This window comes from Streptomyces sp. NPDC000075 (assembly GCF_040301925.1).
GTDB lineage: Bacteria > Actinomycetota > Actinomycetes > Streptomycetales > Streptomycetaceae > Streptomyces > Streptomyces polychromogenes.
Genome location: NZ_JBEPFL010000036.1, coordinates 17,233 through 32,850, shown reverse-complemented (window position 1 = coordinate 32,850; position 15,618 = coordinate 17,233). Strand labels below are relative to the sequence as shown.

Annotated in this window: 15 protein-coding genes; 9 read left to right on the top strand and 6 right to left on the bottom strand. The window is 72.9% G+C overall.

The window, feature by feature from the left end; translation table 11 throughout:
* Positions 1 to 71 precede the first annotated feature (71 nt).
* Genes ABT403_RS31580 through ABT403_RS31570 form a run of 3 tightly spaced genes read right to left on the bottom strand, consistent with a single transcriptional unit; the run spans position 72 to position 3,518 of the window.
* Positions 72 to 941 (bottom strand): ABC transporter permease, encoded by an 870-nt coding sequence (locus ABT403_RS31580; protein WP_344155314.1) that lies wholly within the window; start codon positions 939 to 941, stop codon positions 72 to 74.
* A complete protein-coding gene (locus ABT403_RS31575; RefSeq protein WP_344155311.1) occupies positions 934 to 1,899 on the bottom strand; it encodes an ABC transporter permease in 966 nt (321 codons plus the stop codon). The genes ABT403_RS31580 and ABT403_RS31575 overlap by 8 nt, the downstream gene beginning before the upstream one ends.
* A 32-nt stretch (positions 1,900 to 1,931) precedes the next feature.
* Positions 1,932 to 3,518 (bottom strand): ABC transporter substrate-binding protein, encoded by a 1,587-nt coding sequence (locus ABT403_RS31570; RefSeq protein ID WP_344155308.1) that lies wholly within the window; start codon positions 3,516 to 3,518, stop codon positions 1,932 to 1,934.
* A 189-nt stretch (positions 3,519 to 3,707) separates the two neighbouring features.
* Between ABT403_RS31570 and ABT403_RS31565 the strand changes: the two genes are divergently transcribed.
* Together ABT403_RS31565 and ABT403_RS31560 are read left to right on the top strand one after the other, a co-directional pair.
* Complete coding sequence (locus tag ABT403_RS31565; RefSeq protein ID WP_344155305.1) at positions 3,708 to 4,685, top strand: fibronectin type III domain-containing protein; 978 nt, start codon at positions 3,708 to 3,710, stop codon at positions 4,683 to 4,685.
* A 149-nt stretch (positions 4,686 to 4,834) separates the two neighbouring features.
* Entirely contained in the window at positions 4,835 to 6,874 is a 2,040-nt protein-coding gene (locus ABT403_RS31560; protein WP_344155302.1) for an ATP-binding protein, read from the top strand.
* Positions 6,875 to 7,017: 143 nt separating this feature from the next.
* Here the strand turns inward: ABT403_RS31560 and ABT403_RS31555 are convergent, their stop codons facing one another.
* Positions 7,018 to 7,203: a DUF5999 family protein gene (locus ABT403_RS31555; protein WP_042809879.1), complete on the bottom strand. Its 186-nt coding sequence runs from the start codon at positions 7,201 to 7,203 to the stop codon at positions 7,018 to 7,020.
* A 303-nt stretch (positions 7,204 to 7,506) separates the two neighbouring features.
* Positions 7,507 to 8,733, bottom strand: a complete 1,227-nt coding sequence (locus tag ABT403_RS31550) for an acyl-CoA dehydrogenase family protein (RefSeq protein ID WP_344155297.1) — start codon at positions 8,731 to 8,733, stop codon at positions 7,507 to 7,509.
* A 204-nt stretch (positions 8,734 to 8,937) separates the two neighbouring features.
* On the opposite strand from ABT403_RS31550, the gene ABT403_RS31545 reads away from it, so the two are divergent.
* Complete coding sequence (locus tag ABT403_RS31545; RefSeq protein ID WP_344155294.1) at positions 8,938 to 9,588, top strand: TetR/AcrR family transcriptional regulator; 651 nt, start codon at positions 8,938 to 8,940, stop codon at positions 9,586 to 9,588.
* 55 nt (positions 9,589 to 9,643) lie between these two features.
* Here the strand turns inward: ABT403_RS31545 and def are convergent, their stop codons facing one another.
* Positions 9,644 to 10,198 carry a peptide deformylase gene (gene def, locus ABT403_RS31540; protein WP_344155291.1) on the bottom strand — a complete coding sequence of 185 codons (555 nt, stop codon included), beginning with the start codon at positions 10,196 to 10,198 and terminating at the stop codon, positions 9,644 to 9,646.
* Positions 10,199 to 10,320: 122 nt separating this feature from the next.
* Between def and ABT403_RS31535 the strand changes: the two genes are divergently transcribed.
* The 6 genes from ABT403_RS31535 (at position 10,321) to ABT403_RS31510 (ending at position 15,586) form a co-directional block, all read left to right on the top strand.
* Positions 10,321 to 11,559 (top strand): MurT ligase domain-containing protein, encoded by a 1,239-nt coding sequence (locus ABT403_RS31535; protein WP_344155289.1) that lies wholly within the window; start codon positions 10,321 to 10,323, stop codon positions 11,557 to 11,559.
* Positions 11,560 to 11,580: 21 nt separating this feature from the next.
* Positions 11,581 to 12,309 carry a type 1 glutamine amidotransferase gene (locus tag ABT403_RS31530; RefSeq protein ID WP_344155286.1) on the top strand — a complete coding sequence of 243 codons (729 nt, stop codon included), beginning with the start codon at positions 11,581 to 11,583 and terminating at the stop codon, positions 12,307 to 12,309.
* A 194-nt stretch (positions 12,310 to 12,503) separates the two neighbouring features.
* Entirely contained in the window at positions 12,504 to 13,529 is a 1,026-nt protein-coding gene (locus tag ABT403_RS31525) for a 6-phosphofructokinase (protein ID WP_344155283.1), read from the top strand.
* A 98-nt stretch (positions 13,530 to 13,627) separates the two neighbouring features.
* The gene (locus ABT403_RS31520; protein ID WP_344155280.1) at positions 13,628 to 14,596 is read left to right on the top strand and encodes a cytochrome c oxidase assembly protein; all 969 of its coding nucleotides are present in this window, start codon (positions 13,628 to 13,630) and stop codon (positions 14,594 to 14,596) included.
* A gap of 32 nt (positions 14,597 to 14,628) precedes the next feature.
* The gene (locus ABT403_RS31515) at positions 14,629 to 14,787 is read left to right on the top strand and encodes a hypothetical protein (RefSeq protein ID WP_344155277.1); all 159 of its coding nucleotides are present in this window, start codon (positions 14,629 to 14,631) and stop codon (positions 14,785 to 14,787) included.
* 88 nt (positions 14,788 to 14,875) lie between these two features.
* The gene (locus tag ABT403_RS31510; protein ID WP_344155274.1) at positions 14,876 to 15,586 is read left to right on the top strand and encodes a lysophospholipid acyltransferase family protein; all 711 of its coding nucleotides are present in this window, start codon (positions 14,876 to 14,878) and stop codon (positions 15,584 to 15,586) included.
* The last annotated feature ends 32 nt before the right edge of the window (positions 15,587 to 15,618 follow it).

Here is a 15,618-nt window from a genome sequence, read left to right as displayed (position 1 = left end):
GGGCCCGCCGTCCCCGGCCGGGCCGGACTGCGGCGCGGGCCCCGGGGCGGGCGGGGTGGGGTCGGGGCGGTTCACAGGACGGTCTCCGAGCGTCGGCGGGGGTTGAGGCGGTCGCGCCAGGCGCCCGCGAGGCCGGCGATGGCCAGTGTCGGGAGGATCAGCAGCAGGCCGGGGAAGAGCGTGGGCCACCAGTCCCCGGCGAGCAGGGAGCCGCGGCCTCCCTGTACGAGGGTGCCGAGGCTGGCCTGGTGGGCGGGCAGGCCGAGGCCGAGGAAGGACAGGGCGGACTCGTGCCACATGGCGTGCGGGACCATCAGCACGGCCGCCAGCCCGGCCTGCGGCAGCACCCCGGGCAGCAGGTGGCGGACGGTGACCCGCCAGCGCGAGGCGCCGCCGGACACGGCCGCGTCCACGTACGGGCGGCCGCGCAGCGAGAGGACCTCAGCGCGCACGATCCGGGCGGTGGACAGCCAGTGGGTCACCGCCACGGACGCCACCACCGGCCAGACCCCCGGCCGGAACAGGGCGACGACGAACACCCCCAGCAGCAGGTGCGGTACGGACGACAGGGTGTCGACCGCCCGCATCAGCAGCCGGTCGGTCCAGCCGCCCAGCGCCCCGGCGGCCGCGCCGACGGCCGTACCGACGACGGTGGCGACCACCGCCGCGACCAGGCCGACCAGCAGCGACACCCGTAGTCCGTAGACGCAGCGCAGCAGCAGGTCCCGGCCCACGTCGTCGGTGCCGAAGGGGTGCGCCCAGGACGGCGGGAGCAGCTTCGCGGAGAGGTCGACGGCCTGCTGGTCGAGCTGGACCAGCGGCGGCACCAGCAGCACGGCCAGGGCCAGCACCGCCGCCACGGCGGCCGAGGCGCGTGTCCGCAGGGCACGGGTGGAGCGGCGGTCCGGGCCCCGGGTGCGCCAGGTGGTGACGTCAGCCATCGAAGCCCACCCTCGGGTCGGCGAGCCCGTAGAGCAGGTCGGACAGCAGGTTGCCGGCCAGGACCGCGACCGTGGCCAGGACGGTGAGGGCGGCCAGCAGCGGGAAGTCCACCGAGGTGGCGGCCTGCACGGTGGCGGCGGCGATGCCGGGCCAGCTGAAGACGGTCTCCACGAGCAGGGCGCCGGTGATCAGTTCGGGCACCCGGGAGCCGATGAGGGTCAGCACGGGAAGCATCCCGGAACGCAGGGCGTGCCCCACCAGGACCCGGCGCGGCGACAGGCCCCGGGCGCGGGCCCCGCGTACGGGGTCCTCGTCGAGGGCGTCGGCGACCCCCTGGCGCACGTAGAGGAAGAACCAGGGCAGCTGCGAGATCCCGAGCACCAGTGCGGGCAGCACCAGGTGGGAGGCGACCTGTCCGGCGGTGACCGTGTCGGCGGCCGCGTCGGTGAGCCCGCCGGAGGGCAGGACGCCCAGCCGCACGGCGAAGAGCCAGATGGCCAGCAGCCCCAGCCAGAAGGCGGGCGCCGCCTCCAGGGTGTACGCGAGGGCGCTCACCGTCCGGTCCAGCGCGCCGCCCCGGCGGCGCGCGGCGAGCACGCCGAGGGCGGTGCCGAGGAGGACCGCCACGGCGAAGGCGCAGCCCGCGAGCAGCGCGGACCAGCCGAGGCGCTCGGCGATGGCGTCGGCGACGGGCCCGCGCAGGGTGGTGGAGTTCCCGAGGTCGCCGGTGAGCGCGGAGGTGAGCCAGTCCCACCAGCGGGCGGGGAAGGGCCGGTCCGCGCCGAGGTTGGCGCGCAGCTGGTCGAGTTCGGCCGCGGAGGCGGTGAGTCCGGCGGTGCCGGCGTAGGCCTTGACGGGGTCGAAGGGGGAGAGCGCGGCGACGGCGAAGACGCCGAGGGTGACGGCGAGCAGGACCGGGGCGGCGGAGAGCAGCCGCCGCCCGGTCATCCGCGCCATCGGCCCCCAGGGCGGGCGTGGGGGTCGGGGTGTCACTTCTGCTTCGGCTTCCACTGCTCGACGTTCCACCAGGGACCGGCGCCGAGGCCGTGGTCGTGCGGTTCGACCTGGGTGGAGGGACCCTCCCACTTGTCGGAGACGACGTAGAGGTGGTCGATGTGGGTGAGGAAGACGTAGCCGGGGTTCTGGGCGAGCTCGCGCTGGACGGTGTCGTAGGCGGCCTTGCGGACGGCCGGGTCGCCGCTGGTGCGGCCGTCGGCCAGGGCGCGGTCGACGGCGGGGTTGTCGTACCGGGCCATGTTGTTGAAGCCGTCGCCGGCGAGGGAGGAGGTCAGCAGCTGGTACTGGTCGAAGTCGGGGTCGGCCGGGGAGCCGCCCCCGGCGAGGACGGCGTCGGTCTTCATCCGGGGCTCGATGACCTCCCAGGTGCCGGCCTCGGTCCGCACCTCGATGCCCGCCTTCTTGGCGTCGGAGGCGAAGGCCAGCGCGTGGTCCTGGCGGATCTTGTCGCCGGAGGTGTACCAGAGCGGGAAGGCGGCGCGGACGCCGTCCTTGACGCGGACGCCGTCCGGGCCGGTCTTCCAGCCGGCCTCGTCGAGGATCCGCCGGGCGCGGTCGAGGTCGTACGGGCGCTCCGTGCCGGGGGTGAACCAGGGGCTGTCGGTGGGGACCGGGCCGTAGGCGGCCTTGCCGGCGCCGTCGAGGAGGGCGCCGACCATGGCCTTGCGGTCGACGGCCAGGTCGAGGGCGCGGCGGACGGCGAGGTCGCCGGTGACCGCGTGGTGGGTCGGGAGGGTGACGTTGCGGTAGTCGAAGGTCCTGGCCGCGTACGTCGTGCGGGAGGGGTCCTTCGCGAAGCCGCGGGCGAGGGCGGGGGGCAGGATCGCGGCGTCGAGCTCACCGGAGCGCAGCCGGGTGGCGCGCACGTCGTCGTCCTTGACGACGGCCATGGTGAGGTTCTTCACGGCGGGCTCGCCGCCCCAGTAGCCGGGGTTGGCCCTGAAGCTGAGCTTCTCGCCCTTGGACCAGCCGGTGAGGACGTAGGGGCCGGTGCCCACCGGCCGGGTGGTGAACTCGCCGCTGTTGACGTCCTGGCGGCCGGCGACGTGTTCGGGGGCGATGGGCAGGACGGTGCGCTCGGCGAAGGGCGCGTAGGGGTACTTGAGGGTGAAGACGACCCGGTCGGCGCCCTGGGCGGTGACGCTCTCGACGGCGTCGAGTTCGGTCCTGGAGGCGTTGTTGGTCTTCGGGTCGAGGATGGTGCGGTAGGTGAACTCGACGTCCTTGGCGGAGAAGGGCTCCCCGTCGCTGAACCTGACGCCCTGGCGGAGCCGGTAGGTGTACGTACGGCCGTCGGCGGAGACCTCCGGCAGGGCCTCGGCGAGCGCGGGCTTCAGCTTCATGTCCGCGTCGTGGGTGAGGAGCCCGTCGAAGATCTTGGAGTTGCCGTCCTTGCCGTAGCCGAGCAGCGGGCTGAGGCTCTCCGGTTCAGTGGCGATGCCGACGACGGCGGAGTCGGCCGGGGCGGGGGCCGAGGGGTTCGAGCAGGCCGTCACGCCCGTGCTGAGTGCGGCGGCGAGCGCCGCGGCAGCGGCCCCCCGTACGTTCCGGGCCGTCATGGTGTGCACATCCCTGTTTAAGATCATCTGTAATTGCAAAGAGATCGCAATAATGCCAGACGAGATCAGAAGAAGACGAACCGGGTCATACGGGCGCCGGTTCCCGGCCACAGGGGTCTTGTCCGGCCGCCCCCACCCGTGCCATATATGTCTAGACCTTTACGAGAGCACGTACGAGGAAGGCACCCCGTGCGACCCATCACGGCCCCGCGCCGCGCCGGGGCGGTCCTCGCGGCCCTCGCCCTCTGCCTGGCCGCCCCCGCCCTGACCGCCTGCGGGGCGGACGCGGACACCACGCCCCCGCACGCCCCCGCCGGGCTCACCGCCCAGGCGGGCAGCGCCACTTCGGTCCATGTGATGTGGGAGGCCGCCGCCCCCGCCGACGGGGTCACCGGCTACCAGGTCTTCCAGAACGGCCGGATCGTCCGGGAAGTCCCCGCCGAGAAGACCATGGTGGACATCACCGGCCTCACCCCCCGGACCGCCTACTCCTTCACCGTCCGGGCCCGCGACGCCGCCGGGAACCACTCCCCCGCCGGCGCCGCCGCGCAGGTCACCACCCCCACCGCCAAGGCCGACGACCGGCAGCCGCCCTCCGCCCCGCCCACCACCGCCGGCCGCCCCGAAGGGCCCCGGGCGGTACGGCTGAACTGGACCCCGGCCACGGACGACACGGGCGTGACGGCGTACGACGTCTACCAGGGCGGGGTCAGGATCCACACGGCGGGCGCCGGCGAGAGCGCCACCACCCTGACCGGGCTCCAGCCGGGCACCGCCTACTCGTTCACCGTCCGGGCCCGCGACGGCTCCGACAACACCTCCCCCGACGGCCCGGCCGTGGCCGTGACCACCCCCGACGACCCCGCACAGGGCCCCGGCACCGCACCGGGCGCGTTCACCGCCTCCGCCTCCCCCGGCACGGTGGACCTGACCTGGACCGCCCCGGACACCGGCCGCGAGACGAGCGAGTACCAGCTCTACGTCAACGACCGTCCCGTCACGGTCATCCAGTTCGGAGCCGGGGCCGTACCCAAGGGCCGGGCCTCCTACCGGCTCACCACGACGGAACCGGCCGGCACCGCCTGGACCCTGAAACTCCGCGCCCGCCTGCCCGACGGCAACTGGGGCGCCTTCTCGGAGGACCGCCACGTCACCCTGCCGGGCTGAGGCCACCGGGAGCCCCCGCCACCGATCCGGGCCGAACGGCACGGCCGCGCAAGAAGATCGCGCACAATACAACCGTGTTCGGTGAGTACTCGGTCAACCACAATCAGACAGGTGCCACGGGCGGCGACCATGCGTCAGAATCTGACGCCGTGCCGGGAAACCTGCCGCCGGAGACGGCGAGCTTCGTCGGCCGCGAGGCCGAACTCGACCGCCTCGGCGGTCTGCTGGACCAGCGAAGACTGATCACGCTGACGGGGGTGGGCGGAGTCGGCAAGTCCCGGCTCGCCCTGCGGGCCGCCGGCGCCCGCCCCGCCCGGGCACGGCCCGACGGGGTCTGGTGGGTGGAGCTCTCCCCGCTGCGCGACCCCGGACTCCTGGCCACCACCCTCGCCCACGCCCTCGGCCTCACCATCGGCGTCGCCGGCCACACCGAGCAGTCCCTCGAGGAGGAACTGTGCGCGTGGATCGCCGACAAGACCCTGCTCGTCGTCCTCGACACCTGCGAGCACCTGGTCACCCCCGTCCGGCACCTGGTCGGCGAACTCCTGCAGTCAGCACCCGGCCTGACGGTGCTGGTCACCTCCCGCGAACGGCTGGGCTCCCCCGGCGAGACCGTCGTGGAGGTCCGCCCGCTGCCCTGCGACGGCCCCGACAGCGACGCCCTCACCCTCTTCCGGGCCCGCGCCCTGACCGCCTCCCCGCAGGCCGCCGCCACCCTCGCCGACCCCGCCCGGGCCGCCCTCGCGGCCGAGGTCTGCCGCCGCCTGGACGGCATCCCGCTGGCGCTGGAGCTGGCCGGGGCCCGGCTGCGGGTGTGGACCCTGGAGCGGATGGCGCAGCTGCTCGGAGCCCGCTTCGAGGTGCTCTCCGACACCACCCGGGCCGCACTGCCGGCCCGGCACCGGACCCTGCGGACCGCCATCGGCTGGAGCCACGAGCTGTGCGAGCCGCTGGAGCGGCTGCTGTGGGCCCGGCTGTCGGTGTTCGCCGGGGACTTCGACGTGGCCGCCGCCCGGACGGTGTGCGCCGGCGGACCGCTGCCGGCGGCGCGGGTGGAGCGGCTGCTGGAGGGGCTGGTCGCGAAGTCCGTCGTACGCCGCTCCCGGGAACGCGGGGCCGGGGACCGCTACCGGATGCTGGACACCATCCGCGAGTTCGGCCACGACTGGCTGACCGAGCTGGACGAGGTACGGACCGTCGCGGACCGCCACGCCCACTGGTACGCCGCCCTCGCCCGGGCCGCCGAACGGGGCTGGATGGGGCCGGGCCAGGTGGACTGGTACCGCAGGATGAGCACCGAGCACGCCCAGCTGCGCACCGCGCTGGAGCACCTGCTCGGGACCGACCCGGCGGCCGCCCTGGAGATGGCGGGCGCCCTGTGGTTCTTCTGGTTCTCCTGCGGCCACCTCCAGGAGGGCCGCGGCTTCCTGGAGCGGGCCCTGGCCCAGGTCCCGCCGACGGGGGCGGCGCACGCCCAGGGGCTCTGGACGCTGGGGCTGACGATGCTGCTCCAGGGCGACCTGGCGGCGGCCGGGCTGACGGGCCTGGCCTGCGTACGGGCGGCGGACGCGCTGGGCGACCCGGAGGGGCGGCTGCGCGCCGCCTACCTGCGGTCGGTCTCGCTCCTGATGCCGGGCGACCCGGTACGGGCGCTCGCGCTGGCGGGCCCCCCGGCGCGGGCGGGCCACGGCGGCGACGGGGACGGCGCGGGGCTGCTGCTGTGCCGGCTGGTGAGCGCGTACGCCCTGTGCGACCTGGGGCGCTTCGAGGAGGCCGCCGAGGAGGCCAACGGGCTGCGCGAGGCGTGCGTGGCGCTGGGCGAGCGCTGGCTGCGGGCGTACGCGGACTACGTCCTGGCCTTCGCGGCGCTCGGGCTCGGCCAGCACGGGGAGGCCGCCCGGCACGTACGGGCGATGCTCTCGGGCAAGCGGCTGCTGAACGACCGCTTCGGCATCGCGATCGGCCTGGACCTGCTCGCGGCGGCGGTGGCGGCCCTGGGCGACGGGGAACTGGCGGCGCGGCTGCTCGGCACCGGGCACGCGTGGTGGCGCACGGTGGGGCGGCCGCAGATGGGCTCGCCCTCGCTGACGGCCCTGAGGGACCAGGGCGAACGGCAGGCCAGGGCGGCGATCGGGGACGCGGCGTTCGAGACCGCGTTCCGGGGCGGTGCGGCGGCGCCCACCGGCTGAAGGGCGGCCGGTGGGCAACCTAAGGCGAGAGCTCCCGTCAGTACGGGAGGGGTCGGCCCGACGGTGTGCGCAGGTCCAGGTCTCGGGGGGCGGGCTTGGGGACGGGCTTGCGGATCAGCTGCTGGCGCATGCTGCCTCCTCGCTCAGACCAGGGCCGGGCGACGGGGTTCCACCGTCCGGCCTTCGGGGAGCAGTTCCCCGGTGTCGTCGAAGACCACCACGCCGTTGCAGAGCAGGCTCCACCCCTGTTCGGGATGGAAGGCCACGGTGCGGGCAGCGTCACGGTCGGCGCTGTCGGCGGGCGGGCAGGGGGGCTGGTGGGAGCACATGGCGCACCTCCTCGCAGTGTGGGGCGGGAGGGCCGGTGGTCACCCGGTCGATTCCGCGATCCACGGTGGCGGCGAGTATTACTGATCGTCGCCCCCGGACGGAACCCGTATTCGAGGTCGAGTTCAGGGTGTGTATGCCCGCTCACCATGCGCTCATGCCCGTTTTCCGGATCTTCCTCGGCGGGCCGGAGCCCGAGACCCCGGGAACACCACGGCGCACACCCCCCTCAAAACGGGACGATCACCACAACCCACTGCCCCGTGACCCCCGCCGGAGTGGCGGGGATCACAGGATGCCGGGGGTCAGCGGATCGGCATTCCCGAGAGGGTGCGGGCGATCACCAGGCGCTGGATCTCGCTCGTTCCTTCGAAGATCGTGTAGATGGCCGCGTCGCGGTGCATCCGCTCCACCGGGTACTCCCGGGTGAAGCCGTTGCCGCCGAGGATCTGGACCGCCTGGGCGGTGACCTTCTTGGCCACCTCGCTCGCGTAGAGCTTCGACATGGAGCCCTCCGCCGCGGTGAAGGGCTTCCCGGCGATCGCCATCCACGACGCCCGCCACACCAGCAGCCGGGCCGCGTCGATCTGCGTGCGCATGTCCGCCAGCTGGAAGGCCACGCCCTGGTTGTCGATGATCGGGCGGCCGAACTGGGTACGGGTCTTCGCGTAGTCGAGGGCGACCTCGTAGGCGGCCCGGGCGGTGCCGACCGCCATGGCGCCGACGGCCGGGCGGGAGGCCTCGAAGGTGGCCATGGCGGCGTTCTTCACCCTCTCCCCGCCCGCCTTCGCCTTCTCGCGGGCCCGGGCGAGCCGCTCGTCGAGCTTCTCCTTGCCGCCGAGCAGGCAGGAGCCGGGGATGCGCACGTCCTCCAGCACCACCTCGGCCGTGTGGGAGGCGCGGATGCCGTGCTTCTTGAACTTCTGCCCCTGCGAGAGGCCCGGGGTGCCCGGCGGGACGATGAAGGAGGCGTGGCCCTTGGTGCCGAGCTCCGGGTCGACCACGGCGACGACGATGTGGACGTTGGCGATGCCGCCGTTGGTGGCCCAGGTCTTGGTGCCGTTCAGCACCCACTCGTCCGTGGCCTGGTCGTAGACGGCCCGGGTGCGCATCGCGCCGACGTCGGAGCCGGCGTCGGGCTCGGAGGAGCAGAAGGCGGCGACCTTCACGTCGTCGGGGGTGCCGTACATCTGCGGGATCCAGGTGCCGATCTGCTCCTCGGTGCCGTTGGCGAGGACGCCGATGGCGGCGAGGCCGGTGCCCACGATCGACAGGGCGATGCCGGCGTCGCCCCAGAAGAGCTCCTCCATGGCCATCGGGATGCCCAGGCCGGTCGGGTCGAAGAACTGCTGGGCGTAGAAGTCCAGCGAGTAGATGCCGACCTTGGCGGCCTCCTGGATGACGGGCCAGGGGGTCTCCTCGCGCTCGTCCCACTCCGCCGCCGCGGGGCGGATCACGTCGGCGGCGAAGCCGTGGATCCAGTCGCGGACCTGCTTCTGGTCGTCGTTGAGCTCCATGGTGAACTCCGCCATGTCCCCTCCAGCTGCTGCACACGGCCTCACGGCCCCGCCCGGTAGTCCCGCCCTGCGGGTTACTGCCGGTAACCTAAACGAGACCACAGTCTGTTACCGGCCGGTAAGCACTGTCAAGCGCCGCCGGATCGATCTCCAGGGTGTGCGGGGTGTTACGTTGCGTGGGCGTCACGCACATCGCAAGGGCGGGGAGAGAAACACGTCATGCAGACCACCCAGGAGGCCGGGGCCTCGGAACCGGGAGCGGGCGAGCGCCGCCGGCGCGAGCTGCTGGAGGCGGCGGACCGCGTCGTCCTCAGGGACGGCCCCAAGGCCTCCATGAACGCCATCGCGGCGGAGGCGGGCATCACCAAGCCCATCCTCTACCGGCACTTCGGCGACAAGGCGGGGCTCTACCAGGCCCTGGCCGTCCGGCACACCGACGCCCTGCTCGACTCGCTGCGGGCCGCGCTCGACGCCCCCGCCGAACGTCGCAGCCGGGTGGAGTCCACCCTCGACACCTACCTCGCCGCCATCGAGGCCCGCCCTCAGGTGTACCGGTTCCTGATGCACCCCGCCGAGGACTCGCAGAGCTCCGAGCGCGGCTTCGACGTCGGCCTGCACTCCGCCCCGCTGCTGCGCCGGCTCGGCGAGGAGCTGGCGCAGGTGGTCGGCGAGCGCGTCGACCTCGGCCAGGACGGGGAGCGGCTGGCGCGGATCTGGGGGCACGGCATCGTCGGCATGATGCACGCCGCCGGGGACTGGTGGCTCGGCGAACGCCCCTGTTCCCGGGCCGACCTGGTGGCGGGCCTCACCGACCTGCTGTGGGGCCGCCTGGCCACCGCCGGCAACCGCGAGGACGGCCCGGGCTTCTGAGCCGCCCGGGCCCGCCGCCGTACGGCGTCGTACGCCGCCGTACGGCCCGTACGCCCTAGCGCTGCCCGGCCGCGCGGCCCCAGGAGGTCTTGCGGATCGCCCGGCGCAGCAGGCGGGCCCGCAGACCGGTCACCCGGTCCGCGTAGACGGTGCCGTCGAGGTGGTCGCACTCGTGCTGGAGGCAGCGGGCGAAGAACCCGGTGCCCTCGATCCGCACCGGCTTCCCGTCGGAGGTGACCCCCTCGACGACCGCGCGGTCGAAGCGGGCGGTGCCCGCCTCCAGCCCGGGCAGCGACAGACAGCCCTCGGGACCGAGGAACTCCTCCCCGCCGGCCTCCACCAGGCGGGGGTTGACCACGTGTCCCACATGGCGGACGTCATCGTCGTCGGGGCAGTCGTAGACGAAGACCCGCTGCCCGGTCCCGATCTGGTTCGCGGCGAGGCCGACGCCCTGGGCGGCGTACATCGTGGCGAACATGTCCTCGATGAGCCGGTCGAGTTCGGGGCCGAAGTCGGTGACCTCGGCGCAGGCGGAATGGAGCACCGGATCACCCAGCAGGCTCATGGTGCGGACGAGTCCGGTGGTACCGGGGATGGGGCGCTGTCGCATGGCGGTAAGGGTACGACGGGCGAATATATGAGGAGATCCGCGGCGGACCTGGGGCGCCGCGGTCAAGGCCGCGGCCGGTACTGGATAGGCTGGGGCGACCGACGCTAGGAGGACAAAGGACGATGGCAGGCAACACGGAGCCGCTTTCGCCGCGGGCCAAGCTGGCCGTGACGGCGGGCAAGGCCGCGGCGGCGGTGTCGCGGGCCGCGGGACGCGGAAGCGGATCGGTGATCGGTGGCAAGGTCGCACTCAGGCTGGACCCCGATCTCCTCGGCGCGCTGGCGCAGCATCTCGATGTCGTCCTCGTCTCCGCGACGAACGGCAAGACCACGACGACCCGCCTGATCGCCGAGGCCCTGCGGGCCAGCGGTCCGGTCGTCTCGAACGCGCTGGGCGCGAACATGCCGGCGGGCATCACCTCCGCCCTGGCCGGCGGCTCGGACGCCAAGTACGGCGTCATCGAGGTCGACGAGAAGTACCTGGCCGGGGTGGCCCGGGACGTCACCCCGAAGGTGATCGCCCTGCTGAACCTCTCCCGCGACCAGCTGGACCGCGCGGCCGAGACCCGCATGCTCGCCGAGAAGTGGCGCGAGGGGCTCCAGGGCTCCAAGGCGGTCATCGTGGCGAACTGCGACGACCCCCTGATCGTGTGGTCGGCGTCCTCGTCGCAGACCGTGGTGTGGGTCGCGGCCGGCCAGGAGTGGAAGGACGACGCCTGGTCGTGCCCCTCCTGCGGCGGTGTGATGCAGCGCCCGGGCGACGACTGGTTCTGCGGCGAGTGCGGTTTCCGCCGCCCGACCCCGACGTGGGTGCTCTCCGGCGACCACGTCCTGGACCCGCACGGCAGCGCCTGGCCCATCCACCTCCAGCTGCCCGGCCGCGCGAACAAGGCGAACGCCGCCACCTCGGCCGCGGTGGCCGCCGTGTTCGGCGTGCCCCCGCAGGTGGCGCTGGAGCGCATGTACCAGGTCCAGGCCGTCGCAGGCCGCTACGACGTGGTGAACTTCCAGGGCCGTGAGCTGCGCCTGCTGCTCGCGAAGAACCCGGCCGGCTGGCTCGAAACGTTTTCGCTGATCGACGGCCCCCCGGCGCCGGTGATCCTCTCGGTGAACGCCCGCGGCGCGGACGGCACCGACACCTCCTGGCTGTGGGACGTGGACTACCCGCGGCTCGCCGGCCACCCGATCTTCGTGATCGGCGACCGCAAGCTGGACCTGGCCGTCCGCCTGGAGGTCGCCGGCCTGGACTTCCGGGTCTGCGAGACCCTCGACGAGGCCGTGCAGCTGGCGCCGCCCGGCCAGATCGAGCTGATCGCCAACTACACCGCCTTCCAGGACGTGCGCCGCCGCGTCGGCAACTAGTCACCCATAGAGGACAAGAGCATGAGCGACAACAGCCTGCGTCTGGTGTGGGTCTACCCCGACCTGCTCAGCACGTACGGAGACCAGGGCAACGTTCTCGTCGTGGAGCGCCGGGCGCGCCAGCGCGGCCTGGACGTGCAGCGCGTGGACGTGCGCAGCGACCAGCCCATCCCCACCTCGGGCGACATCTACCTGATCGGCGGCGGCGAGGACCGGCCGCAGCGGCTGGCCGCCGAGCGCCTGCTGCGCGACGGCGGCCTGGAGCGCGCCGTCTCGAACGGGGCGATCGTCTTCTCCGTCTGCGCCGGGTACCAGATCCTCGGCAACGAGTTCGTCAACGACATGGGCGAGCGCCAGCAGGGCCTGGGCCTGCTGGACGTGGTGACCGTGCGCGGTGAGGGCGAGCGGTGCGTCGGCGACGTGCTCGCCGACATCGACCCGCGGCTGAACCTGCCCCCGCTGACGGGCTTCGAGAACCACCAGGGCGTCACGCACCTGGGCCCGACGGCCAAGCCGTTCGCCCGGACCCGGCTCGGCCGGGGCAACGGCACCGGCGACGGCACCGAGGGCGCGTACAACGACACCGTCTTCGGTACGTACATGCACGGCCCCGTCATGGCCCGCAACCCGCTGATCGCGGACCTGCTGCTGAAGCTGGCCCTCGACGTGAACGCGCTGCCGGCCATAGACGACCGCTGGTACGAGGCGCTGCGCGACGAGCGCATCGCGGCGGCCACGCAGCCCGCGTAGGCCCTCGCGCACACCGTCCGGCCCGGACCCCCTCGGGGGTCCGGGCCGACGTGCTTTCGTACGATCTTCCGTTTGGTAGGTCCTCGGTGTGGACGATGGTTCAGTCCGGCGGGAATCCGCTTGTAGGGTGACGGTTAGTTCCAACCGGACGACGTGGTCCGGTCGTCGGCCCACGTTGCAAAGGTCTTCCTGCCATGCGCATTGGTGTGCTCACTTCCGGTGGCGACTGCCCCGGCCTCAACGCCGTCATCCGCTCCGTCGTGCACCGCGCCGTCGTCGACCACGGGGACGAGGTCATCGGCTTCCACGACGGCTGGCGCGGCCTGCTGGAGTGCGACTACCGCAAGCTCGACCTGGACTCCGTGGCCGGCATCCTGGCCCGCGGCGGCACCATCCTCGGCTCCTCCCGCGTCCAGCCCGCGCACCTGCGCGACGGCGTGGAGCGGGCCAAGGGGCACGTGGCGGACCTCGGCCTGGACGCGATCATCCCGATCGGCGGCGAGGGCACGCTGAAGGCCGCCAACCTGCTCGCGCAGGGCGGGCTGCCCATCGTCGGCGTCCCGAAGACCATCGACAACGACATCTCCTCCACGGACGTGACCTTCGGCTTCGACACCGCCGTCGGCGTGGCCACGGAGGCCCTGGACCGGCTCAAGACCACCGCCGAGTCCCACCAGCGCGTGATGGTCGTCGAGGTCATGGGCCGCCACACCGGCTGGATCGCCCTGCACTCGGGCATGGCGGCCGGCGCGCACGCCATCGTGGTGCCGGAGCGGCCCTTCGACATCGAGGAGCTGACGGCGATCGTCGGCGAGCGCTTCTCGGCCGGCAAGCGGTTCGCGATCGTCGTGGTCGCCGAGGGCGCCAAGCCGCGGCCGGGCTCGATGGACTACCAGCAGGGCGGCACGGACCAGTACGGCCACGAGCGCTTCGCGGGCATCGGCAACATCCTCGCCGTGGAGCTGGAGCGGCGCCTGGGCAAGGAGGCCCGTCCGGTCATCCTCGGCCACGTCCAGCGCGGCGGCACGCCCACCGCGTACGACCGGGTCCTCGCCACCCGCTTCGGCTGGCACGCGGTGGAGGCGGCGCACCGGGGCGAGTTCGGCATGCTGACGGCCCTGCGCGGCACGGACATCGTGATGGTCCCCCTCGCGGAGGCGACCTCGCACCTCAAGACGGTCCCGGACGCGCGCTACGACGAGGCGCAGACGGTTCTGTGACGTTGAACCCGTTCTGACCCCTTCGGCCGCCCCCGGACGCGATCGCGTCCGGGGGCGGCACTACTGTGGTGGGGCGCCACAGTCAAGGGAGTGAACAGATGGACCACAGCGGTCACGGCATGGACATGAACATGGATATGAACATGGACCTGCCGCCGTTCACCCTCGGACGCGGTCTGGAGTTCTCCTTCGACGCGTTCTTCCTGTTCGGCTCCCTGCTGGCGCTCGCCCTGTACGGCTGGGGCGTGGTGCGGCTGCGCCGGCGCGGGGACTCCTGGCCGGTGGGCCGGACGGTCGCCTTCGTCACCGGTGTGCTGACGGTGATGCTGGTGATGTGCACCAAGCTGAACGACTACGGCATGGTCATGTTCAGCGTGCACATGGTCCAGCACATGGTGATCAGCATGGTCACCCCGATCCTGGTGCTCCTCGGCGCGCCGGTGACGCTGGCCCTGCGCGCGCTGCCGCCCGCGGCCCGCGGCAGCAAGGGCCCGCGCGAGCTGCTCCTGATGCTGCTGCACAGCCGGTACATGCGGATCGTCACGCACCCGGCCTTCACCATCCCGATGTTCATCGCCAGCCTCTACGCCCTGTACTTCACCCCGCTCTTCGACTTCCTGATGCAGAGCAGGGCCGGGCACATCGGCATGATGGTCCACTTCCTGGCCGTCGGCCTGATCTTCTTCTGGCCGATCATGGGCGTGGACCCGGGCCCGCACCGCCCGGGGTACGTGATGCGGATGCTGGAGCTCTTCGCGGGCATGCCCTTCCACGCCTTCTTCGGCATCGCGCTGATGATGGCGAGCGAGCCGATGATCAAGACGTACGCGCACCCGGCGGCCTCCCTGGGCATCGACGCCCTGGAGGACCAGCACTGGGGCGGCGGCATCGCCTGGGCCTTCAGCGAGATCCCCTCGGTGCTGGTGCTGATCGCCCTGGTCTACCAGTGGTACCACTCGGAGCAGCGGGCGGCGAAGCGCTCGGACCGGGCCGCGGACCGGGACGGCGACAAGGAGCTCGAGGCGTACAACGCGTATCTCGCCTCGCTCCAAGGGCGCGGCCAGTAGCGCCGGAGCCGGTCGGCGCGCCACCATGGGGCATGACCGGATCCGTTAAGGCGATGGCCGTCACGACCTTCGCCGCCCTGGTGGCCGTCTCCACGTACTCCGTGGCCCTCGGCAGCAACGGCTGGCTGTGGTTCGGCTGGGTGGTGCTGGGGCTGCTGACCCTGGGCCTCGCCGCCTCCCGCAGTACCTGAGACCGGCCCGGGCCCCCGCGGCCCGTTCCTCGCCACCGCATGGCTGATCCGTCCGTGGTCCGACCGTCGGGTGAAGGGAAGCGCCGGGGTGTTCTACCACCTGCTCAAGCACGTGCTGCTCGGTCCGCTGCTGCGTCTGCTGTTCCGGCCCCGGATCGAGGGCCTGGAGAACATCCCCGAGGAGGGGGCCGCGATCGTCGCGGGCAACCACCTGTCCTTCTCCGACCACTTCCTGATGCCCGCGATCCTGCGGCGCCGGATCACCTTCCTGGCGAAGGCCGAGTACTTCACCGGGCCCGGGCTCAAGGGGCGGCTGACCGCCGCCTTCTTCCGCAGCGCCGGGCAGATCCCGGTGGACCGCTCCGGCAAGGACGCCGGGCAGGCGGCGCTGCGCGAGGGGCTCGGGGTACTGGCCAAGGGTGAGCTGCTCGGCATCTACCCGGAGGGGACGCGCTCGCACGACGGGCGGCTCTACAAGGGCAAGGTCGGGGTGGCGGCGATGGCGCTGGGGGCCGGGGTGCCGGTCGTCCCGTGCGCCATGCTCGGCACCTTCGAGATCCAGCCGCCCGGCCAGACCCTCCCGAAGATCCGGCGGGTCACGATCCGCTTCGGCGCCCCGCTGGAGTTCTCCCGGTATGAGGGGATGGAGGGCGAGCGGGCCGTGCTGCGCGCCGTCACCGACGAGATCATGTACGCGATCCTGAACCTCTCCGGCCAGGAGTACGTCGACCGGTACGCGGCCGAGGTCAAGGCCGAGGAAGAGGAGGAGCGGAAGAAGGCCCGGCGCGCGAAGCGCTGAGCCTTCTCCCGCTCAGGGGATCTCCCGGGGTC